Source organism: Enterococcus sp. DIV0240d, from assembly GCF_051711245.1.
Taxonomy (GTDB): Bacteria; Bacillota; Bacilli; order Lactobacillales; family Enterococcaceae; genus Enterococcus_D; species Enterococcus_D casseliflavus.
Genome location: NZ_JBIOMG010000001.1, coordinates 1,779,070 through 1,801,483, shown reverse-complemented (window position 1 = coordinate 1,801,483; position 22,414 = coordinate 1,779,070). Strand labels below are relative to the sequence as shown.

22 protein-coding genes are annotated in these 22,414 nt (G+C 42.4%); 5 read left to right on the top strand and 17 right to left on the bottom strand.

The window, feature by feature from the left end; all coding sequences use genetic code 11:
* The first annotated feature begins 1 nt into the window (after position 1).
* A complete protein-coding gene (locus IGJ25_RS08445) occupies positions 2–739 on the top strand; it encodes an amino acid ABC transporter ATP-binding protein (RefSeq protein ID WP_005225946.1) in 738 nt (245 codons plus the stop codon).
* Positions 740–787: 48 nt separating this feature from the next.
* On the opposite strand, the gene IGJ25_RS08440 is transcribed toward IGJ25_RS08445, so the two are convergent.
* Complete coding sequence (locus tag IGJ25_RS08440) at positions 788–1,027, bottom strand: hypothetical protein (protein ID WP_074934010.1); 240 nt, start codon at positions 1,025–1,027, stop codon at positions 788–790.
* Between the two features lie 388 nt (positions 1,028–1,415).
* Between IGJ25_RS08440 and IGJ25_RS08435 the strand changes: the two genes are divergently transcribed.
* A complete protein-coding gene (locus IGJ25_RS08435; RefSeq protein ID WP_438779239.1) occupies positions 1,416–1,955 on the top strand; it encodes a hypothetical protein in 540 nt (179 codons plus the stop codon).
* A gap of 105 nt (positions 1,956–2,060) precedes the next feature.
* The gene (locus IGJ25_RS08430) at positions 2,061–2,816 is read left to right on the top strand and encodes a Tat pathway signal sequence domain protein (RefSeq protein ID WP_081116842.1); all 756 of its coding nucleotides are present in this window, start codon (positions 2,061–2,063) and stop codon (positions 2,814–2,816) included.
* A gap of 95 nt (positions 2,817–2,911) precedes the next feature.
* Here the strand turns inward: IGJ25_RS08430 and IGJ25_RS08425 are convergent, their stop codons facing one another.
* The 11 genes from IGJ25_RS08425 to IGJ25_RS08375 form a co-directional block, all read right to left on the bottom strand.
* A complete protein-coding gene (locus IGJ25_RS08425) occupies positions 2,912–3,367 on the bottom strand; it encodes an S-ribosylhomocysteine lyase (RefSeq protein WP_008382180.1) in 456 nt (151 codons plus the stop codon).
* A 12-nt stretch (positions 3,368–3,379) separates the two neighbouring features.
* Complete coding sequence (locus IGJ25_RS08420; protein WP_081116843.1) at positions 3,380–4,024, bottom strand: class I SAM-dependent methyltransferase; 645 nt, start codon at positions 4,022–4,024, stop codon at positions 3,380–3,382.
* Positions 4,025–4,026: 2 nt separating this feature from the next.
* On the bottom strand, positions 4,027–5,172 hold the full coding sequence (locus tag IGJ25_RS08415; RefSeq protein ID WP_438779238.1) for a cystathionine gamma-synthase: 1,146 nt from the start codon (positions 5,170–5,172) through the stop codon (positions 4,027–4,029).
* Positions 5,162–6,127, bottom strand: a complete 966-nt coding sequence (locus IGJ25_RS08410; RefSeq protein WP_074536418.1) for a PLP-dependent cysteine synthase family protein — start codon at positions 6,125–6,127, stop codon at positions 5,162–5,164. Before IGJ25_RS08410 ends, IGJ25_RS08415 begins: the two co-directional genes overlap by 11 nt.
* A 409-nt stretch (positions 6,128–6,536) precedes the next feature.
* The gene (locus IGJ25_RS08405; RefSeq protein ID WP_081116845.1) at positions 6,537–7,637 is read right to left on the bottom strand and encodes a glycerol dehydrogenase; all 1,101 of its coding nucleotides are present in this window, start codon (positions 7,635–7,637) and stop codon (positions 6,537–6,539) included.
* Between the two features lie 187 nt (positions 7,638–7,824).
* Positions 7,825–8,994, bottom strand: coding sequence for a molecular chaperone DnaJ (dnaJ, locus tag IGJ25_RS08400; protein WP_005225937.1), 1,170 nt, complete (start codon positions 8,992–8,994; stop codon positions 7,825–7,827).
* 126 nt (positions 8,995–9,120) lie between these two features.
* Complete coding sequence (dnaK, locus tag IGJ25_RS08395) at positions 9,121–10,950, bottom strand: molecular chaperone DnaK (protein WP_005225936.1); 1,830 nt, start codon at positions 10,948–10,950, stop codon at positions 9,121–9,123.
* A gap of 52 nt (positions 10,951–11,002) precedes the next feature.
* Positions 11,003–11,590 (bottom strand): nucleotide exchange factor GrpE, encoded by a 588-nt coding sequence (gene grpE / locus IGJ25_RS08390; protein ID WP_005225935.1) that lies wholly within the window; start codon positions 11,588–11,590, stop codon positions 11,003–11,005.
* Between the two features lie 38 nt (positions 11,591–11,628).
* A complete protein-coding gene (gene hrcA, locus IGJ25_RS08385; protein ID WP_225001242.1) occupies positions 11,629–12,672 on the bottom strand; it encodes a heat-inducible transcriptional repressor HrcA in 1,044 nt (347 codons plus the stop codon).
* 183 nt (positions 12,673–12,855) lie between these two features.
* Positions 12,856–14,046 carry a radical SAM family heme chaperone HemW gene (gene hemW, locus IGJ25_RS08380; RefSeq protein ID WP_081116846.1) on the bottom strand — a complete coding sequence of 397 codons (1,191 nt, stop codon included), beginning with the start codon at positions 14,044–14,046 and terminating at the stop codon, positions 12,856–12,858.
* 444 nt (positions 14,047–14,490) lie between these two features.
* Positions 14,491–15,138: a hypothetical protein gene (locus tag IGJ25_RS08375; RefSeq protein ID WP_015509594.1), complete on the bottom strand. Its 648-nt coding sequence runs from the start codon at positions 15,136–15,138 to the stop codon at positions 14,491–14,493.
* 117 nt (positions 15,139–15,255) lie between these two features.
* Between IGJ25_RS08375 and IGJ25_RS08370 the strand changes: the two genes are divergently transcribed.
* Entirely contained in the window at positions 15,256–16,122 is an 867-nt protein-coding gene (locus IGJ25_RS08370; protein WP_016610157.1) for an aldo/keto reductase, read from the top strand.
* Between the two features lie 141 nt (positions 16,123–16,263).
* Here IGJ25_RS08370 and iadA read toward each other — a convergent pair whose 3' ends face one another.
* From iadA to truB, 4 genes are all read right to left on the bottom strand, one after another.
* Positions 16,264–17,448, bottom strand: a complete 1,185-nt coding sequence (gene iadA / locus IGJ25_RS08365) for a beta-aspartyl-peptidase (RefSeq protein WP_074934019.1) — start codon at positions 17,446–17,448, stop codon at positions 16,264–16,266.
* Between the two features lie 30 nt (positions 17,449–17,478).
* Positions 17,479–19,170: a putative basic amino acid antiporter YfcC gene (yfcC, locus tag IGJ25_RS08360; RefSeq protein ID WP_170927566.1), complete on the bottom strand. Its 1,692-nt coding sequence runs from the start codon at positions 19,168–19,170 to the stop codon at positions 17,479–17,481.
* Between the two features lie 239 nt (positions 19,171–19,409).
* Positions 19,410–20,363: a riboflavin biosynthesis protein RibF gene (ribF, locus tag IGJ25_RS08355; protein ID WP_081116847.1), complete on the bottom strand. Its 954-nt coding sequence runs from the start codon at positions 20,361–20,363 to the stop codon at positions 19,410–19,412.
* Between the two features lie 2 nt (positions 20,364–20,365).
* A complete protein-coding gene (gene truB / locus IGJ25_RS08350) occupies positions 20,366–21,292 on the bottom strand; it encodes a tRNA pseudouridine(55) synthase TruB (protein WP_005225927.1) in 927 nt (308 codons plus the stop codon).
* Positions 21,293–21,414: 122 nt separating this feature from the next.
* Here truB and IGJ25_RS08345 point away from each other — a divergent pair, with 122 nt between their 5' ends.
* Positions 21,415–21,993, top strand: a complete 579-nt coding sequence (locus tag IGJ25_RS08345; RefSeq protein WP_015509588.1) for a phosphatase PAP2 family protein — start codon at positions 21,415–21,417, stop codon at positions 21,991–21,993.
* A gap of 50 nt (positions 21,994–22,043) precedes the next feature.
* Here IGJ25_RS08345 and rbfA read toward each other — a convergent pair whose 3' ends face one another.
* Entirely contained in the window at positions 22,044–22,394 is a 351-nt protein-coding gene (gene rbfA / locus IGJ25_RS08340; protein ID WP_005225925.1) for a 30S ribosome-binding factor RbfA, read from the bottom strand.
* Between the last annotated feature and the right edge of the window lie 20 nt (positions 22,395–22,414).

The window sequence follows — 22,414 nt, the reverse complement described above, 5'->3', positions numbered from 1 at the left end:
CATGAAAGAAAAAATCTTAGTTGAAAATCTTGTAAAAAAATACGGCGACAATACCGTATTGAACAATATCAATGTTTCAATCGCTGAAGGAGAAGTCGTTTGTGTGATCGGTCCTTCAGGATCCGGGAAATCGACGTTCTTACGCTGTTTGAACCGCTTAGAAGAACCAACCAGCGGCGATATTATCGTTGACGGCGCACATCTGATGGATAAAAACACCAATATCAATGCTGTTCGTCAACATATCGGCATGGTGTTTCAGCATTTCAATCTCTTCCCTCACTTGTCGGTTTTAGAAAATATCATTTTAGCACCGATGGATCTAAAAAATGCTTCTCGGCAAGAAGCGGAAAAGAACGCAATTCGTTTATTAGAAACGGTCGGTTTGGCAGATAAAAAAGACATGTACCCTGACAATCTGTCTGGAGGACAAAAACAACGGGTGGCGATCGCTAGAGCTTTAGCAATGAATCCCGATGTGATGTTGTTCGATGAACCAACCTCCGCACTCGATCCAGAAATGGTTGGCGATGTACTCAATGTTATGAAGGATTTGGCAAAACAAGGAATGACCATGGTGATCGTTACTCACGAGATGGGGTTTGCCAAAGAAGTAGCAAACCGTGTGATGTTTATTGACGGCGGGAACTTCTTGGAAGACGGTACACCTGAGCAAATCTTTACCAATCCTAAGCATGAGCGTACCAAAGACTTCTTAGACAAAGTATTGAATATTTAAAAAAGCCTCTGCAACAGTCCGACGAAGGAACTGTTGCAGAGGTTTTCTTTATTGTTTGTTCCGTTTCGTTTCATCTGCGATCCGCTTTTGATTTTCCCCCAAAAACACTTTTGTATCGATGGGGTTTGCTTTGTTCGCCCCGCCGATGCCAGTATCAACCATTTTCCCCCAGCCCTTCAACGGCTCTTTCCCTGCTGCACGAAGCTTGGCATTTTTTAACCGTAATGCCTGTTTTTTTGCTTCTTTTTTCGCTTGATGTTTTGCTTGCCAATCCCTTAAGATCTTCATTCCCTCTTCCTCCCTTTTCTATTAAAACAATGCCACATTCAAATGCTCGAAAACATTCCCAACGATCTGTTTGAGTCAAATGCCCTTTGCCACTGAAGCCGTATTTTTTTATCTTGTAGTTGACTATAGTATATCACGTGAATTTTATAATCATCAGGAATAGAGACTAAATTTTATTAAAACTATGAAATGCAATTTGAAATCGAGTAGTCAGATCAGGAGTGGCATGTTACACTTATTAAACAACACTCCCTCCATAACTGCATAAGCTGTATAAATACATTGATTCTTTTGTTTAAACATCGGTTAGAACCCTTCTTATAAAAAACAAACCTTAAAATAACAACAAAAGAAAAATGCAGAAAATTACTTTGGAGGCATGCATCGTATGAAAACCATCTATTTCTTTCCCTTACTGATTTTCCTTTCCTTCTCACTCACAGGCTGTACCCTGATTGACGAACTCCTGGATGAAACGCGACAAAGCAGTTCTTCATTAGAAACAGCGGTGACTTCTCAATCATTGTCAATGGATTCGGAAGCTAGCAGCTCTTTCTCTACTGAAAAGCAAACAACGCCTACTACAATTGACATAAGCAGCTCTTCTGACAGCCTTGATCAACAGTCAGTAAGTACCGAAGAATCCACCTCTCACTTCTCCTATTGCGAGCAATTGCAGATAGGATTGCCACGACGTTGGAATAGAACCGTCACCAAAGATTTGCTCCACCAATTGCAAGAAGGAATGTCCTGCGATCAAGTATTAGAGATCATGGGTGGACTGCCTTCTTGGCGACTAGCGATTCTAGGCGTGGAATCCAATGCCTGGATCAATCAAGAGGGCGAAGCGATCATCGTTACCCTTTCCAACCGAACCGTTACTGGCGTTACCTGGCATGATCAGTTTTCTGAAACAGAAATTGAGTAATCCATTAAGCGATCTCTCGTAACTAAGATTGGCAAAATGCGTGATGAAATTCAAACACCTCTATTATCATGAGTCGTCTAAAAAACTTAGGAGTTGAAGGATAAAATGAAACTGAATCGTCCTCTGAAAAAAATCCGGGAGCATCGCAGAAGAAGTCTTTTGCTTTGTTTGGGCATTAGTTGTTTTTTACTCGGAGCTGTCCTCTTCTACAGCGAAACTCAGCCAGCAGCTGCCTACGAGCAGTTTTTAGAGATCGATTACTTAACTGCTTTACTGGAAGAAAGGCCTTCCCCTGAATCCATCAGCGATCTTGGCCTCGATCTCATCAAACGTAGTGATCGGGTAAACCAAGAGCGCAGTGCCATTAACCGAAAGCGGCGCCGCGAAAATGTGATCGTCACGGAAGAGACTAGAAAAGTTTTTTCTCCCGATCAAGGAGCAATGGTTGATGAAGTAAGAAAAGTAACCACTCGTTTACCTGATTCAGCCATTGATTTGTTATCAACGATGGCTGACAGCAGCGCTCTCGAGACAAAAAGAGTTCCTTTAGGTTCAAGGGACAAACTGTCCAAAATCAGCTTTGATTTTGACTCGGATAACGCGGGAAATGAACATTTATCTAGAATCACATTGGTTGATGTCCCAGAATTTTTCGGTATTGATTTCTCACAATTCGGGAAAGAGGATGATATTGAGGAGATCAAAGAGACATTGATCGAACAGTATGGTTTAGATGCTCACATCAGAGACGTTAGCGCCATTCGGAGACTTTTCTTTATTCATGAAGGATTTGAGTTTTACATTAGTCAAACCTATAATCCAAACGGAGTCGGCATCACTGTCCAAGCAGTAGAACCATAAACAAAAACTATCGAACCCCCGTCTCTTTGCGGGTTTAACAAAAAAGGCGTCTGCGAATCCAAACGCAGGCACCTTTTTTCTACTTCTATTTTTATTTAGGCAAAAACGGTCGACCAATTGTCACGTTCATCAAGAAATTCTTGCGCTAATTTTTGGGCACCCTCTAAGGTATGGTTCGCCGCCCAACCGCATTGCACTTCATTGCTGGCAGGTACTTCAGTTGCTTGCAAAACGTCCTTCATGGTTTTTTCTAGGACGGTCAAAATCTCTTCATAATCGTCATGATTCAAGACAGTCAAATAAAAGCCGGTTTGGCAGCCCATTGGCGACCAGTCCACGATATAATCCGCATGATTACGAATCAATTCTGCCGTCAAATGTTCTAGCGAGTGCAGACTTGCCATATCCATATGCGCTTGGTTCGGCTGCTTCAAACGGACATCATATTTGATGATGGTATCATTCGTTCCTTGTTTTTTATCGGCAACCCGTACATAAGGTGCTTTGACTTTCGTATGATCCAAATTAAAGCTTTCAACATTCATTTTCATTGTACTTCTCTCCTACTCTTTTTGTGCTTCCACAAGCCAAACATACTCATTGATCTGCTTAAAACGACTGGTAAACCCATGCTGACGAAAGTATCGTTCGATATCCGCTGTGACTGGATAGTACTCTCTTTGCAGATCAGCGGCTAGTCGCTGGTGACCAGCTTGCCGTGCTTCATCGATTCGTTCCATTTTGTGGGCTAGAGAAAGAAACATCGTATCCCCGAAAAGCACTTTCCCGCCTTTGGGCAGCATCGCAGCATATTTGCCGATTGCCCGTTGTTTTTCGTCCTCCGTAAGATGATGAAAAACATAGGTAGAAACGATCGTATCAATCACATCCGTGATCTCAGGAAAAACCTCCATATCACCATCTACAAAAGTCACTTTAGAAAGACTGGGTTTTGACTTGGCGATTCGCCGCATCTCTGGCGATGGCTCGATTGCCAGCACGTTTTTTCCTTGATCAAGCAGAGCTTGTGTTAGATTTCCAGTTCCACTACCAAATTCTACCACAGACTGCCCTGCTTTTTCAGCAATTTCAGCGAGTAACTGTTCATATTTGAAAAAAACCGCTCGATATTCTTCATCCTTACCTGCAACTGTTTCATCGTACTCAGCTGCCCAGTCAGAAAAAATTGGAATAAACTCTCTCCCCATCACTAGCTACCTGCCTTTTCAAACGCTTGCTCTAAATCTGCCTGCAGATCCTCACCGTCTTCGATGCCGAGAGACAACCGAATCAAGCCATCTTTGATCCCAGATTGCTCACGAATTTCTTTAGGGATCGAGGCATGGGTCATCACGGCTGGCACTTCTACCAAGCTTTCCACGCCACCTAAGCTTTCTGCTAAAGTAAAAATCTTTAATGATTCAACAAATTCTGCTGTTTTCGATTCATCGTTTAGTTCAAAAGATATCATACCGCTATACCCAGACATCTGTGATTTGGCGATCTCATGTCCTTCATGGGCAATCAATCCTGGATAATAAACCTTTGCGACAGCTGGATGTGCTTGTAAGTAGTGGGCAATTCTCATCGCGTTGTTTTGATGTGCTTCCATCCGCAAAGCAAGTGTTTTGATGCTTCGTTGGATCAACCAGCTATCATGAGGCCCCAATACACCACCAATGGCGTTTTGTAAAAAAGCAATTCTTTTGGCGATTTGCGGCTCTTTGGCAACCGCTAACCCAGCTACTACATCACTGTGTCCACCGAGATACTTGGTAGCACTGTGAATCACAATATCTGCGCCTAATTGTAGCGGCTTTTGAAAGTAAGGGGTCGCAAAGGTATTATCCACGATCGTCAAAATGTCCTGTTTTTTAGCTAGTTGGGCAACGATTGCGATGTCCGTGATCTTCAATAATGGATTAGTCGGCGTTTCCAGAAAGATCGCTTTGGTTTCTGGAAGGATGGCTGCTTCAACGGCAGCTAGCTCATTTGTTTTGACAAGTGTATAAGACAATCCGCTTTTTTCTAATACTTGATGGAGCAAACGAAACGTCCCGCCATATACATCATCCCCTAAAATGACATGGTTTCCAGTCTGAAACAGCGAGAAGACCGCATGGGTGGCTGCTAATCCAGAGGCAAAAGCAAACCCTTGGGCGCCTTCTTCCAGATCCGCAATCAATTCTTCTAAGGCAAATCGAGTTGGATTGCCTGAACGACTGTATTCATATTGCTTTGGCTGACCAAGAGCATTTTGCCGATAGGTTGATGTTTGGTAAATTGGCACACTAACAGCACCAGTCATTTCGTCTTCGCTGATACCGCCGTGGATTACTTTTGTATTAAAATGCATGGTTTACTCCTCCTATGAATGGGGTGATTGCTGATTCACCCGCATAAATCTGTTTTGATAGATAGCGATCGCCTCCATCTGGAAAGACGGTAACGATCGAGCTTCCAGTTGGTAATTCGAGGCTTTCTTTTACTGCTGCTGCCATCGCCGCTCCACTTGAACTTCCAACAAGCAAACCATAGTTTCTTGCCAAGTAACGAGTAAAAGCAAAGCCTTCCGCATCACTGATCGTATAAATTTGATCAATAAGCAAATCGTCAAAAAATTGTGGAATGAACTCAACACCGATCCCTTCAATCTCATGTCCATGGGCAGGCCCGCCATTTAAGATCGATCCTTCTGGTTCAACGACAGCAAGTCGAGTGCTTGATTTTTGCTTCTTTAAGTATGTTGCGACACCCGCGAAGGTCCCCCCGCTGCCAGCTCCAGCAACAAAGCTGTCAATTTTCCCAGATAACTCCTGAAAGATCTCTGGGCCTAAGGTTGCTTGGTAGGCTGCAGGATTGTTTTGATTGTGAAATTGCATTGGCATATAACTATTTGGTAGCTGTTTTGCTATTTCCTTTGCTTTTTCAATCGCCCCTTGAATGCCTGCTTCAGTGGGCGTATGAACGATGGTCCCGCCCAACGCTTCAATCAGTTGCTGCTTTTCAAGGCTAAATTTTTCAGGAATGACAAAAATCATTTTTAAGCCATACTCGATTCCAGCTAAAGCTAAACCAATTCCAGTATTTCCCGCTGTCGGTTCGATAACGGTTGTCTCATGATCGATCACATGCTCGCGAAACGCTTCATCGATCAAATACTTTCCTAAGCGGTCCTTGATACTTCCACCAGGATTTAAATACTCAAGTTTCGCATAGATGGTACTTCCCTTTTTGCCGCCAAATGCTGCGGCATCAAATTCAAAGAATGGGGTGTGCCCAATCAATGCTTTTATATTATTAACGATCATCGCTCGACTCCTCGCTCAACTTTGTTTGGCACAACTCGTATGCTTCATGTACCAATTTTCATTTGCAATCATCAGCCGTCGCCAATGAAAGCGGTAAAAAACAGCAAACAAAAAGGGGTACTGACTATTACATCAGTACCCCAAAAAAATGTCGTCTTATCCGGAAAGAAGTGAATCACTAAAGAAACTTCAGCGATCTTCTGCGACAAAGGAACTAATAATAGGCATGACAAATCGGTATGCTGCTTTTTGCACCATACAACAACAACAGGTAGTTTGTGTGTTGACGTTTGTCATGTCTTGTTCCCTCCTTTAATTTGCTTGTTATCAAAATAGCACGACTCTTTTTTATTGTCAAACGTTTTTTGAAATCACCGAGCACACATTGATGATCTTTAATAAAATAACATCATAGAGGATAGTAAGCACTCACATAGGCATCCACGGCTTTGATCGCTGCTGCAACATCTTCTGCAGAAACCGGAAATGGCATATTGTGGATCGTTTCCCCTTCGATGGTTGCTTGCTCGCCAATTTTTAATAGGTCTGCATCGCTGGCTTCCGCAAGATGCATGTCGGATAATGTCGTCGGTAATTCTAATGCCTGATACAATTCTATATATTGGTCGAGCTCTTCAGGATCTGCATTTTCCAGCATCAATTGAGTGAGTGTTCCGTAAGCAACCTTCTCACCATGGGTCAGATCATGAACGTCTCCTTCAAGGGCTGTCAAGCCATTATGAATCGCATGAGCTGCTGCCAGACCTGCACTTTCAAAGCCTAATCCACTAAGCAAAGTGTTGGCTTCCACGATTTGTTCAAAAGCTTCGGTAACGACTTGTTTTTTATTCGCTTGATAGGCTTTTAAGGCATTCTCAAAAAGGATCTCTTCGCATTTTTCAGCGATCGCCATGCTGGCAATTGGTTGCACCCCGCCGACCATATTTTTACTATGGCTTCGAGCAACAGCACGTGCCTCGACATAGGTTGCGAGTGCATCCGCAATACCAGCGGCTAGCAATTTGGCAGGCGCTTTGGCAATCACAGCGGTATCCACTAAGACAAGTTCAGGATTTTTGTTATAAAAACGATACTTTTCAAAACGACCTTCATCAGTATAAATAACAGAAAGTGCCGAAGTTGGTGCATCAGTGGAGGCAATCGTTGGCAAAACAGCAATCGGTATTTTCAATTCATCCGCAACAGCTTTCCCAGTATCGATGGCTTTCCCACCACCTAATGCGGCAATCACTTCGATTGATTCACTTTTGGCTTTAGAGACGATACGATCGATTTCATTTGCAGAAGCTTCTCCACCAAAAATTTCTTTTACCGGATCTAACTCGGCTGCTTTCAGGTTCTCAAATAGTTCTTCACCGGCAATTTTCCAAACAGTTTCATCGGTCAAAAGAAGCACTTTCTTTCCTAAATCTTTGATATGGGATAACCCATGCTTTAAGACCCCTTTTCCTTGAACGTATCGTGACGGACTCGCAAATATTCTTTCCATTGTATCTCCTCCTTTAATTGGTCTACTTTTATTGTGACACACTAAGCAAGCGATTTCAAAGGAAAAGAAAAAAAGATGGCCAAGAAGATTCGATTCTTGCCCATACTGCACATTTATAGCCATACAAACACTCATTCCCTTATAAAACGGATGGTTTTATAAGGGCATGAGTTGGATTCTTTCATGGTTATTTCTTTTTCCCACCAAAAGCATCTTTCATTTTATCAAAAAATCCTTCTGGTTGTTGTTCGTTCGTTTCATGGCCACTGGCTTTTGCATAAGCCCGCAATGCCTCTTTTTGTTCCTCATTTAAGTTCTTAGGTGTGATCAGCTTCACTTTGACCTGTTGATCGCCATTGCCGCCTCCCCGTAAGCGAGGGGCTCCCTTACCGCGTAAGCGGAAGTTTGTGCCTGTTTGCGTACCAGCTGGAATTTTTAATTTCACATTCCCATGAACCGTTGGTACATTGACTTCGTCGCCTAAAGCAGCTTGGACAAAGTTTAACGGCAGTTCGTAATAAATTTCCGACCCATCACGGTCAAAAATATCACTTTCTTCCACTCGGAAAACAACGTACAGATCACCATAAGGACCACCATTGGTGCCAGCTTCTCCTTGACCAGACAAGCGCATTTGTTGTCCATCTTCGACACCTGCAGGTACGTTGACTTTCACGCTGTGTTTTTTCTTTTCATGGCCAGTACCATGACATGTTGTACATGGTTCTTTGATTTCTTTCCCAGTTCCATGACAAACATCACAGGTTTGACGGCTCATCACACGACCAAGCGGTGTTTGACGTTCAACATTGATGGTACCTGCACCATGACATTTATGACAGGTTTCTGGTGAAGTACCTGGTTTTGCCCCGTTTCCACCACAGGTATGACAGGTTTCTTCACGATTGTATTGAACAGTTTTTTCCACTCCGAAAATCGCTTCTTCAAAGGAAAGATCAACCGCATATTGCAAGTCCGCTCCTTGTCGAGGTGCATTAGGATTGGCTGCTCTGCCGCCTCCACCACCGAAAAACGATTCGAAAATGTCTTCAAATCCACCAAAACCGCCTCCGGAGAATCCGCCACTGTTAAAGCCGCCGAATCCACCGCCATAACCGCCTCCGTAGTTCGGATCGGTACCAGCATGACCATACTGGTCATAAGCAGCTCTTTTTTGGGAATCACTTAATATTTCATAGGCCTCAGAAATTTCTTTAAACTTTGCTTCTGCATCAGGTTCTTTATTGATGTCTGGATGATATTGTTTTGAAAGCTTACGATAAGCTTTTTTGATTTCGTCATCCGAAGCCCCTTTTTGTAGACCTAAGACCTCATAATAATCTCTTTTGTCTGCCATTGGCTTCCCTCCACTATATTCTTGCGTCTCTCGTATTTTAGCATATAATTCGCTCTAGAAAAATACGTTTCGCAAATTCATAAGAAAAAGCCAAAGCGGTGACTTTGGCTTTTTCACAAACAGCGATTATTTATCGTCACCGTCTACTTCTTCAAAGTCGGCGTCAACCACATCGTCTGCGCCGCCTTGTGCAGCTTCTGGATTTTCTTGTGCTTGTTGTTGTGCTGCTTGTTCGTATAACTTAACAGTTAAGTTTTGTACGATTTCATTCAAAGCATCACGTTTCGTTTTCATTTCTTCTAAGTTGTTTGCTTCAAGTGCAGCTTTCAACTCATCACGAGCTTCTTCCGCTTTTTTGACTTCGTCTGCATCCACTTTGCCTTCAAGCTCTTTCAATGTTTTATCAACAGTGAACAACAAAGCATCGACGTCATTGCGTAGATCAACTTCTTCTTTGCGTTGTTTGTCGGCTTCAGCGTTTGCTTCAGCATCTTTTACCATGCGTTCGATTTCTTCATCTGATAAACCTGAAGATGATTTGATCGTGATTTTTTGTTCTTTTTGTGTACCTAAATCTTTTGCAGAAACATTGACGATCCCATTTTTATCGATATCAAATGTTACTTCGATTTGAGGGATGCCACGAGGTGCTGGTGGAATATCCGTCAATTGGAATCTACCTAATGTTTTGTTGTCAGCTGCCATTGGGCGTTCCCCTTGCAAGACATGGATATCAACGGCTGGTTGATTGTCTGCTGCAGTTGAGAAGACTTGTGATTTACTTGTAGGGATCGTTGTGTTACGATCGATCAGTTTTGTGAAGACGGCACCCATTGTTTCGATACCTAATGATAATGGTGTAACGTCTAGTAAGACGACATCTTTCACATCACCTGTGATCACGCCACCTTGGATCGCAGCACCCATCGCTACCACTTCATCTGGGTTTACTGATTTGTTTGGTTCTTTATTGGTTTCTTTACGAACAGCATCAACTACTGCTGGAATACGTGTTGAACCACCAACTAAGATGACTTCATCGATTTCTGATTGTGATAAGCCAGCATCTTTCAAAGCTTGGCGTACTGGAATTTTTGTCCGTTCGACTAGGTCTGCGGTCAATTCATCGAATTTCGCACGAGTCAAGGTCATTTCCAAGTGCAATGGACCAGCATCACCAGCTGTGATAAATGGCAAGCTGATTTGAGTACTTGTTACACCTGACAAGTCTTTTTTTGCTTTTTCAGCAGCATCTTTCAAACGTTGCAAGGCCATTTTATCTTTTCCAAGATCAATGCCGTTTTCTTTTTTGAATTCTGCTACCATGTGATCGATGATTTTGTTATCAAAGTCATCCCCACCTAGGTTGTTGTCCCCAGCAGTTGATAATACGTCAAAGACGCCATCCCCTAATTCAAGGATCGATACGTCAAAAGTACCGCCACCTAAGTCAAAGACTAGGATTTTTTCATCTTTATCTGTTTTATCTAACCCATAAGCTAAAGCTGCGGCAGTTGGTTCGTTGACGATCCGTTCTACTTCAAGACCGGCAATTTTACCAGCATCTTTGGTTGCTTGACGTTGTGCATCGTTGAAGTATGCAGGAACAGTAATGACTGCTTTTTCAACTTTTTCACCTAAATAGTCTTCAGCAAATCCTTTGATGTATTGAAGAACCATTGCGGAAACTTCTTGTGGTGTATAGGATTTGCCTTCAACTTCTACTTTGTATCCAGCTTCACCCATATGGCGTTTAATAGAAGAAATCGTATTCGGGTTTGTTACTGCTTGGCGTTTTGCAACTTCCCCTACTTGGATCTCACCGTTTTTGAATGAGACAACAGAAGGTGTGGTACGGTTTCCTTCTGGATTCGTAATGATTTTTGCTTCGCCGCCTTCAAGGACAGCAACAGCTGAGTTTGTTGTTCCTAAGTCGATACCGATAATTTTACTCATAAGTAATACACTCCCTTTTTTAATTTAAACATCTACTTATAGATAGAAAGAACTATTGTGCAACGATGACCATGCTTGCACGCAAGACACGATCATGCAATTTATACCCTTTTTGCAAGACAGTAACGATTGTGTCTGCCGGTGTTTCATCAGAGGCAGGTACAGTCTGCACCGCTTGATGCAAGTTCGGATCGAACATTGCACCTTCAGCAGGAATCTCTTCGATTCCCTCTTCTTTTAAGGCTTGACGCAGACTTTCAAGAACCATTTCAACGCCTTTTTTCAAATTCGCAGCTTGGTCTTGATCGACATCTGCTGCCATCGCTCGTTCCAAATTGTCGATTGCTGGCAACAGTTTTTTGCCAAGATCTTGCGAGCGGTATTTTTGTAAAAGTTCCCGCTCGTTGCGGTTACGTGAAGTGATATTTGCGATCTCTGCACGAGCACGAAGGAATTGATCTTCCAATTCGTTATTCTTTTCTTGCAAAAGTTCCAATTCGCTTTTTTCCACTGCTTCTTCCTCTGGTTGAGGAGTCTGTGCTTCAGTTTCAGTTGATTCATTTGAAGATTCAGTTGTTTCTGCGGTTTCTTCAGCAGTTTTATCTAATTCTTCATCTAAACGCTCTTCTTTTTCCGTCACGTTTCAACCATCCCTTCTACGATTTGTTTCATTGCCGCTTATTCATTGGCAGCGTCTAATGCGCGATAATAATCGGCCAATTTTTTTGCTAACTCGCCTCGAAAAACTTCCATCAATCCAAACATCCGTGAATACGGCATACTTGATGGACCTAATAAAGCGATCGTTCCTTGTCCATGACCTTCGATTTCATAGCTGGCTTGGATCAAACTCATATTTTGTAACAAGTCGTTGCCAAGCTCAGAGCCGATTCTGATTTGAATCGCAGAATCTCTTGGCGCCAGTAACTGTGTCAGCTGATCTGCGTTTTTCATAAATGAATACATCGATTTGAACTGACTAACATCTTGCGTCGGTTCAAAATTCAGAAGATTCATTCGCCCGCCGACGAAGATTTTTTCTTCAAAAATATGGCTCAGCATCGTATCAAAGAGATCAACGATTCCGTCAGTCGTTTGAAAATACTTATGCAGAATCATAGGAATCTCGGTTCTTAATCGATGGTAGACCGTCATTAGAGGTTCACCGATCAATTTGTCGTTGATGATCCTTACCATTTTTTCCAAATCTTCGCTGCTCATCGATTCAGGAAGAGTAAAGACTTGATTTTCGACATTTCCTTTATCCGTCACGATGATCGCGATGATCTGTCGTGCATTCAAAGGGACGATTCGAAAGCCCGTCAATTTCCTTTCCTTCATATCTGGTCCGAGAGACAACGCTGTATAGCTAGTCAAGTTGGACAAGATCGTGGCAGACTGCTGGATGATTTCATTGATTTCATGAAAATCTTTTCCAAAAGAATGACGAATGGTTTGAATTTCGTTTTGGTCAACTTCAGATGGCTTCAATAAGTGATCAACGTAATAGCGATACCCTTTTATTGATGGCACACGCCCTGAAGATGAATGTGTTTTTAGCAGAAGTCCAGCTTCTTCCAGCGCCTTCATCTCATTACGAATGGTGGCAGAGCTAGCTTCAACCCCATCTTCCATCAATCGCTTCGAGCCCGTGGGCTGACCAGTATTCGTATAGTTTTGGATGATGAGGTGTAAAATCATTTGTTGTCTAGGTGTCAACATTTTATCCACTCCTCCGTTAGCACTCATTCCTATTAAGTGCTAACACGATTATAAATATACCATATTTGCTAGGAATGTCAAGTATTTGCATCACTTTTTTAGCACTCTTTCTAAGAGAGTGCTAAAAAAAGAAATCAAAAAAAGAAGCAGCGCGAAATGGCTACTTCTCTTCCTTGTTCTTTCTTATTTTTCTCCATCCAAGAGAAATGCTTCAAACACTTCGTTGCCAATGAACATCCCAGCTTTCGTTAAAAAGACACGATCACCTTGACTAGCCAACCAGCCTTTTTGAATCAACTGTTCGCTAGTTGAACCATAGATTTCCTGAAAAGACTTCCCGAATTTTTCTGCAAAGCGTATTTTTGAAATGCCAGCCTTTTTACGAAGGCCTAAAAACAGTTCCTCTTCCATTTGATTACTGGTTGTCAATTCTTCGGTTTCATGGATTGGCAATTGATTTTCCTGTAATGGTTTCAAATAATGCTGGATTGGACCTTTATTCTTGTAGCGGGTCTGTCCAAGATACCCGCTGGCGCCTGCCCCAAAGCCAAAATAATGTTCATTGTTCCAATACACTAGATTATGCAAGGACTCATACCCTGGTCGTGCAAAATTACTGATTTCATATTGATTCAAGCCAGCTTTTGTCATCGCGGCGATCGCCTCATCAAACATCTGCGTTTCAGCTTCTTGAGAAGGCAGCGCCATTCTCCCTTGGCGAACCCAGTTCATAAACATGGTTTTGTTTTCTAAAATCAAGGAATACATCGCATAGTGAGGCAACCCGAGATCAATCGCTCGCGTCAGTGTATCACGGAAGCTTTCTATGCTTTGTCCCGGAAGTGCATAAATCAAATCGATCGTCACATTCTGAAAATCATGTTTTTCCAGCAGCTGAATGGTTGAATAAACATCTTCAGCGGTATGCTTGCGGCCAATTTTTTTAAGCAAGCGATTATCAAAGGTTTGGACCCCCATCGACAAGCGAGTGACTTGATGGTTTTTCAAAACCAGCATTTTTTCTTCACTCAAATCACCAGGATTTGCTTCCACGGTAAACTCTTTGGTTGTGTGGGTCGGCAGCAATTCATGCACACCTGAAAGCAATCGATCCAGCTGGTTCGCCGAAAGCGACGTTGGCGTCCCGCCGCCGATATAAATTGTTTCCGCCTCATTGATAGGCTGACGCAAGAGGGTCAGCTCAATTTCTTTTAGTAACGCTTCGATGTACTCATCCACTGGCTGCCCTTCTAAAAACACTTTGTTGAAGTCACAGTAATAGCAGATATGTTCACAGAATGGTATATGTATATACGCAGAAATATTTTGCGCGCTTTTTGTAGATGGATCGTTTATTGTTTGATCTTCAGGCATTCCTAAGTGATTCTCCTCTACCTTCTTTTTTTGCTCCCAGCGCTGAGAGCATCGGCACTCATTGTAGCATAGTTCTTAGAATTCTCCTATCACTTGGACTATTTTTGGGCAAGAAAAAACACCACTTCCAAGAAGTGATGTCTTCAAATAGTCATAGCAAAAATTAAGAGCACTACTCTTATTAAGTACGGTAAAATACCGCTTTTGTTCTTATCCCACCCAGAAAAAAATCTGTTTGTTACAAGAACTAACACTTCCCCCAAACTGTTAGCGCCACAATAGATAAGCTGTTGCTGACGGCTTACTTAACAAGAGCAGTACTCTTATTCTTGAAAGACAATTGCTTGTCTTATCTGACTTAAGTATACCTTTTTTAAAAAATTAAGTCCTATCATCTTTTTCACCAGTCTATGAAAACGATGAGAATTATCCCCTTGGCGACCGTTATAGAATGTGTAGCAAAATATCGATCAGATAGCGGATCAACCGATACGCAATAAATAAGAAGAAAATATTTCCCAGCAAGAATTGAAAAACATTGCCGATCGATCCCTTAAAGGAGCGAAAGCTGAAATAACGCGACCAACGATTGAACCCGTTTTGTCGATTTCGTTTCAAACGATACGCTTCATCATACTTCATTTCCAAGAGGTCATAGTAAAAAATCATCAAGGGTTGTTGCACAAAGAAAACTTTTTTATAGCCTGCCATCAACGTGTACTGCTTATTATTGGAAGGGAAGTTGCGATTGCCGTTTTTCTTAACGCGCATCGTTGTTCCATCGTTCATTGGGAACGCATAATGATCCTCGAATTCTGTCAGTTGATGAATTTGCGGCACCTGATTTTCTTCTTCAAAAGCACGTACGACCTCACTCGCCTTCTGAGAAAGTGAAACCAGCCACGCCATCATCCCTAGCAAAATACCTAGCAAGATGATATTTAAAAGCAAACTTTCTTGTAACAAAAATAAATAACCTAAGATAATCAAAATCGCTACACCCAGGGCAATCATTCTTCTACGGAAATAACTGCGATACATCAATTCAAAAGAGCGCCGATAATAGGCAAAATCTTCTTTTACAAAATCCATTTTTTCCACATCTTTCTGCGTTTAGGTTGCTGATAATGTATCAAAGATCCTTTTGAAAGTCAATTTACCGAAAAAGTTTCAGCGTCTGATTTGTTTCAAACAAGAAAACGTTTTATAATGGAAGATGTAACAAAAAAAAGCGATGAAAGTAGGTTGAGATACGTGATATTACAAGAAACATTTACCTTGCAGAACAAACTGACGATTCCTAAGATTGGCCTTGGAACCTGGCAATCTTCTCCAGAAGATGCTTACAACGCCACAAAATTTGCCATTCAAAACGGTTATCGACATGTCGATACAGCGGCAGCTTACAAAAACGAAGAAGCGGTTGGGAAAGCTGTGCGCGATTCAGGCGTTGCCCGCGAAGAAATTTTTGTTACCACGAAAGTACCTGCTGAGTTGAAGACCTACCAAGAAGCGGTTGATAGCATTGATGCTTCTCTAAAAAAACTTGACTTAGGGTATATCGATTTGATTTTGATCCACGCCCCTCGTCCTTGGAAAATCATGGGAAACAATCCAGAAAACAAAGATTTTTATCTTGAAAACATCGATGTTTGGAAAGCATTAGAAGAAGCCTACTTAAGTGGGAAAGTAAAATCAATTGGTGTTTCCAACTTCGATCAAAAAGATTTACAGAATATTTTTGATCATTGCGATGTGAAACCGATGGTCAACCAGTTTGTTTACCATATTGGACGCACAAATGAAGAGTTATTGGCATTTTGTAAAGACCACGAAATTTTAGTGGAAGGCTATTCTCCAATCGCCACCGGTCGTTTACTCGATAACGATGCAGTGAAGACGATTGCGGAAGCTTATGGAAAATCTATTCCACAACTTTCAATTCGTTACTTGCTACAAAAAGACATTCTGCCATTGCCAAAATCCGTTCATGAAGAATACATTGCTGACAATGCCAAAGTTGACTTTGAAATTTCTGAAGAAGACATGAAGAAATTGGATGAGTTACAAGCTTAAGAATGCTTGCGTTTAATTGAAAAAAAGCAGTCCGATCAAGTCCAGTAAATGCTGGTCATGGATCGGGCTGCTTATTTTTTATCTTCTACAACTCTGTTTAGAAAAACAACCGTTTCTTAGTTTGTCAAAGCTGGAATCTTCTTATGTTAGTTGCTCAAAGGTACCCCACACTTTTACTTCTTGTTTTTCTACCATCGTTCTGCCTTTCGCTAGAACCGTTTCTACTACTAATGTTTCTTTGTTCAGCAAGCAAATATCAGCATCCATCCCTGCTGCAAGACGTCCCTTTTGATCAAGCTTCAATACTTTCGCTGGATTAGAAGTGATTGCTCGAATGGCGATCTCCAATGGAATCTGCTCTTTTTGGACTGCTTCTTTAATGCCTACCATCAGCGCTCGCGAACTACCGACACCCAGACCTATGAATTGATTGTTTTCATCAAAGTACGGGAGGCTGCCTTGCCCATCAGAGGTCATGGTAAATTGATCCAGCCCGATCCCTTCTGCTAACAAACGCTTCAATCCTTTACTGAAGCGAACCTCATCGTCTTCTTTTTCCCAGAAATCAGGATCCTCACTCGCTGTAAAATCAATCGTTCCACCCATTTTTGCAAAAGCAATACTTGCTTCGAAAAGCTCGCTGGTCCGATTGGCATGTGTCGGTAAAAATTGGCTGATTGGAATCTCTGTTTCTTCGATGGTTCGTAAAAGTAGCTCATATTTTCTCTTTCCTCCACCTAAGTGGACGTTTACGATGCCTGCTTTTCCAGAAAGCATCCCACCAACACGGGCATCCGCCACCGCGCGGGTAAATTCTTCGAAACTCGGTTGTGAAGAACGATGGTCAGAAACGGCAATTTCACCGATACCAATGATTTTGTCAATAGTCAAAAAATCTTGAATGATAGAATCGGTGACCGGAGTCAATGGCAATCGATAAGAACCGTCATACAAGTACGTCGTGATGCCTTCTGCCTCTAGTCCACGGGCCTTACTGATCAAGGCAGTCATATCTCTGCCTACTCCGTCAGTACCCAAACACCCAACCACTGTCGTTACCCCCGCAGAGGTCAGCTGAGACAATTTCACTTCTGGTGTCCGGTTCTGAAAGCCGCCTTCCCCGCCACCTCCTAAGATATGAAAGTGGCAGTCAATAAAGCCGGGAACAGCGAGTAACCCTGTGCCATCGATTTCTTCAAGAGGAACCCCTGAGAATCCTCCTTCGATCGAATCTTCAATAGCAATGATCTTGTCTTCGCTTAAAAGAATATCTTTTTTTCCTAAATAGTCAGGCGCATAAACCTCCGCTTGTCGTATCACCTTCATGAGTGCTTCCTCCTCGTGTCTGATTGCTTCTTATTGCAAGCCGATCGCGACTGCAATAAAGATGAAGATCGTTCCTAATACAAATAAGAACCCTTGCATTTTGATCTGGAATTTCGCCCATTTCACCCATTCGATTCTTGCGACACCTAGCACACCGATCAGACTTGCCGATACTGGGGTGAAGGCATCCATGAAGCCTGAGCCTAATTGATAAGCCAATACAGCGATCTGTCTTGAAACACCTAAAAGATCAGCTAATGGCGCCATGATCGGCATGGTCAATGCAGCCTGACCTGAATTGGAGGTCACGATCAAATTGAAGAAGCTTTGGAAAATGTACATGAACCATGCACCAATAAATGCTGGAACATTGCTTAACAAACCACCGATGCTGTGCAAAATCGTATTCAAGGCTGACGGCACGTTGGCATCAGAACCGCCGAGAACCAGAAGAATCCCTTTGGCCATCCCTACAACGATTGCAGTTCCCGCTAATTCTGAGGCCCCTGATTGAAAGGCACTCGCCACATCATTCAAGCCCATATTTTCTAATTTGAAAAGAACCGCTATGATTCCTGCCCCTAAGCCCATAACAAAGAATTGAGAAGCGATCTCGGGAATATAATAGCCTTTTTGTGTCACACCCCATACGATCCAGATCAAGACCGCCAGCATTTCAACCAAGATCAATTTATGACCTAATAAAAATGGTTTTTGCTCACTGGAGGTTTTTTCAAGATGATTTCGAAAATACGCATCTGATTGATACGTGAGCGATTTCTCAGGATTCTTGCGAATTCTTTCGGCATAGATCATGAGGTATCCTGCGGATAATGCGGTAACCACGACCCACATGATGATTCGGAACGTTGCGCCTGAAAGAACGGGAATACCTGCGATCCCTTGAGCCACTGCCACACTAAATGGACTCATCCACGAGGTGGCATTCCCAATCTGGGAGGCGACATAGGTGACAGTGACCGCCACGATCGAGTCATACCCTAATGCGATCACGAAAGGCACCATGACCATCGAAAACGGAATGACTTCTTCTGCCATCCCAAAAGTAGCACCACCAAATGAAAAAGCAAAGAACAACAGCGGCAATGCCAAACGTTCTAATCCACGGGTTTTGCTGATAAATGCAAAGATCCCCGCATCGATCGCTCCGGTTTGCATGATAATACCAAATGCACCACCGACCACTAAAATCAGTGCTGCAATCCCTACTGCTGAGCCGTATTTGTCGCCAGAAACCAACCCTTCAAAAACGAAATTTAAAAAGCCGAAACCGCCAAAGTCATCGGTTCCCCAAACCTTGGCTGTTTTATGCAGTTTTTCTGAAGTATCATAAATCTTTTCGCCATAAAGGCTGTAAAGGGTGTCATCCGTTAGCCCGACCTCATCTAATTGACTCTGGGACAACTCTTTAGGCCCTTCAGCTAGAACAGCTGCTAAAGCCTCAGGATCGACATCTAATTCTTCCAGCTCTTGTGGATCGTCTTCCAATTGATTCAACTGTTGATAGACGTATTCGTTATCTAACGGGTAGGCATAACGAAACGAATCTTGCATCAAGACCGTTCTGGTACTTATGTCCCCATTTGCATCGGTATACTCGATTTCTTGTGTACTAAATTTCCCAGCAGGAACTAAGAAAGTCAGCAACCATGCCAACAGCACAACCCCAAAAATGATGACATACGTATGCGGCGTTTTCATTTTGGTTAAATCTTTCTTTTCTTTCCCCTTTTTCGCTTTTTTTCCAATTGTCACTTTTTCTCTCCCTTTCCCTTTGCAGCGTACTGCATAAATTATCATTTTAGCCTATTTTTTAGTATATCGAAAAAACGTTTTTTCCTCATGGGGAAAGCATTAGAATTCAAATAAACTACGTTATAAAAAGAGAGAAAAAGAAAAAGTGAAAAGAAGCCAGAAACGCTTCTTTTCACTACGAATGACTAGTTTTCTTCAGAAAGCCCATTAAAAAAAGCTTCAGTGTCTCGTTCATCTTGCTTTAATTGCTCGATCAACGCTTGTGCGCCATTGAAAGCGACTTGATCACGTAAGAAATGATGCCAACGGATCGCCACGGTTTCACCATAGATATCTTGGTGAAAATCGAGAATATAAATCTCTACTGTTAACTGGCGACCTTGACCAAACGTATCATTGTGACCAATCGATCCCATCGATGGATACCACTTGTCACCAACTTTGATTTCCGTCACATAGACGCCTTCTTTTGGCAATCGAACGGTGCTCTTCACTTTGATATTTGCGGTTGGAAACCCAAGTTCTCGTCCTCTAGCATCACCGTGAACGACGGTTCCTTCAAATTCATAAATATACCCTAACAAGCGATTGACTTGCGCCATATCACCATTTTGTAGTGCAGAGCGAATGCGTGTGGAGCTGACCTTTTCCTCATGAAACGATTCTTGCGCGACAGTCACGACTTCAAAACGTCCTTCTGCATAGGTTGGCAAAAGCGCCATGTTGGCTATCTCTTTCTTGCCATAGGTATAGTCAAAACCTGCAACAACAACTTTTGCATGCAGTCCGATCATGTATTCATCTACAAATACTTGCGGTGCCAAATTTGCAAAAGCAGAAGTAAATTCAATGATATAAAGAATATCTACCCCAAGTTGTTCCATGTGCGCTTCTTTTTGCGGCAAACTGGTCAGGTATTGCATTTTTTCAGGATCAACCTTTTGAAAAACGATCGAGGGATGCTGATTAAAGGTCATCAACGCCAATTTTAACCCTTTCTCCTCTGCAATCTTTCGTCCTGTTTCAATGACTTTTTGATGACCTAAATGCACGCCATCGAAAAAGCCTAAAACTAAGACGATCTCCTCATCAGGAATCGCTGCGTGATCATAAGGGTGTCTTATTTCAATGATTTCCATATTCATTCTCCTATTTCTGTACGGATGACTTTTACCGGTTTCATCATATCCTGGTATTTGTCATGAGCTTTATAGATACTGATCAATTGTTCTCGATAAAAAATCGCCACTAATTCCTCTGGGCGCTTTGGTAATCCAAACGCGCTGAAGGGCAAACGCATGCCATTTTTTACTTTCTGCCAGAGGTCTGCATCGATCGTCACTTGAAGAAATTCTGATACCCCGTATTCTAAAGGTAGTAGTAGTTCCGAAACACGTTGTTCATCGACTGCCTTTTGCACCTCTGCAATCGTGTAGGATTGTTCTTTTGAAAAACCACCGCTTTTTAGGCGAGTCAAATCAGACATATGCGCGGGTACACCCAGCAATTTCCCTGTGTCGACCGCTAATGTGCGAACATAGGTCCCTTTTCCACAAGCAACTTCAAAACGCCAGCTTTGCGTATTGTTCTCATGAATAATCGGCTCTGAAATTCGTTCAAAGGAATAAATTTCTGCTTTGCGCTGTGGCCGCTCGACAGTTTCATTGTTACGAGCATATTCGTAAAGTCGTTTGCCATTGACTTTGACCGCCGAATACATCGGCGGGATCTGGGTAATCGTCCCCGTCAACTGTTTCATTGCCTGATCGATCTCTTCCTTCGTAAAAGGACGAGTTAGTGCTTGTTGTTCAACGATATCCCCCGACCGATCTTCTGTAGTGGTACTGAAGCCCAAAGTGATTTCCCCGGTGTAGACTTTTCCAGAATCAACCAAGTATTCGACGATCTTCGTTCCTTTTCCGATACAAATGGGCAAGACACCATCCACGTCAGGATCTAGTGTGCCGCTGTGTCCGATTTTTTTTGTCTTTAATATTTTTCGTAATTTAAACACGCAGTCGTGACTTGTTTGTCCACGCTCTTTCCATAATGGTAAAATCCCGTCCATCGTATTCCTCCATTTCACTTCAACTTGCTTATTATAACATATAAAAAAAATTCATTGCACGACAAAATCCTTTTCGCTCTTTCTCATTACATGATAAACTAAGCATATAAGGAGGTCCTAAAATGGTTGTTTTAACGATAGGGTCATTTATTGGATTTGCCATTTTTTTGATCATGATTCAGCTCGGCACGATGCAGCGTTGGGAAGAAGCGTTTGCTTTGCAGATCATCCAAAGCCGTACGCCCTCTTTGACGCGCATGATGCACTTTTTTACCAATTTAGGAAAAGCCTTTCCGACAGTTGCGATCGCTTTACTGTTGTTTGCCTTTCCATCATCGCGGGCGGATCTTGCACCAAAAACAGCAGTCAGTATCTTCATAGTATCAGCAGCTGCTTACTTGATCAAACGAATCGTCCGACGAGATCGTCCTATTGATCATCGTTTAGTTGAAGAAAAAGATCACAGCTTTCCTAGTGCTCATGCTGCCACATCCGCTGCCATGTATGGAACGATCGCCTTGAATCTTGGACAATTGGTTCCCTCAGCTGTCATCCCGATGACCTTACTGGCAATTTTGCTTAGCTTTATGATTGGCTTTAGCAGAGTCTACTTAGGGATCCATTTTTTAACAGATGTGATCGGTGGTTGGCTCTTAGGGGCAGGTGTTGCTGGACTGGTTACTTTACTGATGAATTCCTGATGCTTTTTCCAAATAAAAAAGAACAGCTTCGACTGGAAGCTGTTCTTTTTTTATTCTTCTGAGTGCAATGCGCGAATCATTTCATCAATTTTATTCCCGTATTGTACAGATTCATCCAACTCGAATTGGATTTCTGGAACTTTGTAGAGCGTTAGCGCTTGGCCAAGTTCACGACGAACCAACCCAGTTGCTTTTTCCAGTCCTGCTTGGGCTTTTTGCTTATCTGAAGCCAAGTCCGTCAAGGTGCTGTAAAAGATCGTTGCTTGCTGCAAATCTCCAGTTACTCGTACATCTGTGATCGTCACATCTTGCACGCGAGGATCACGAACTTTTTTACGAAGAATTTGATTGACTTCTTTTAAGATTTCTTGCGCCACTCGGCGATCTCGATAGTTAGCCATTCAAAAAGCCTCCTTGTATA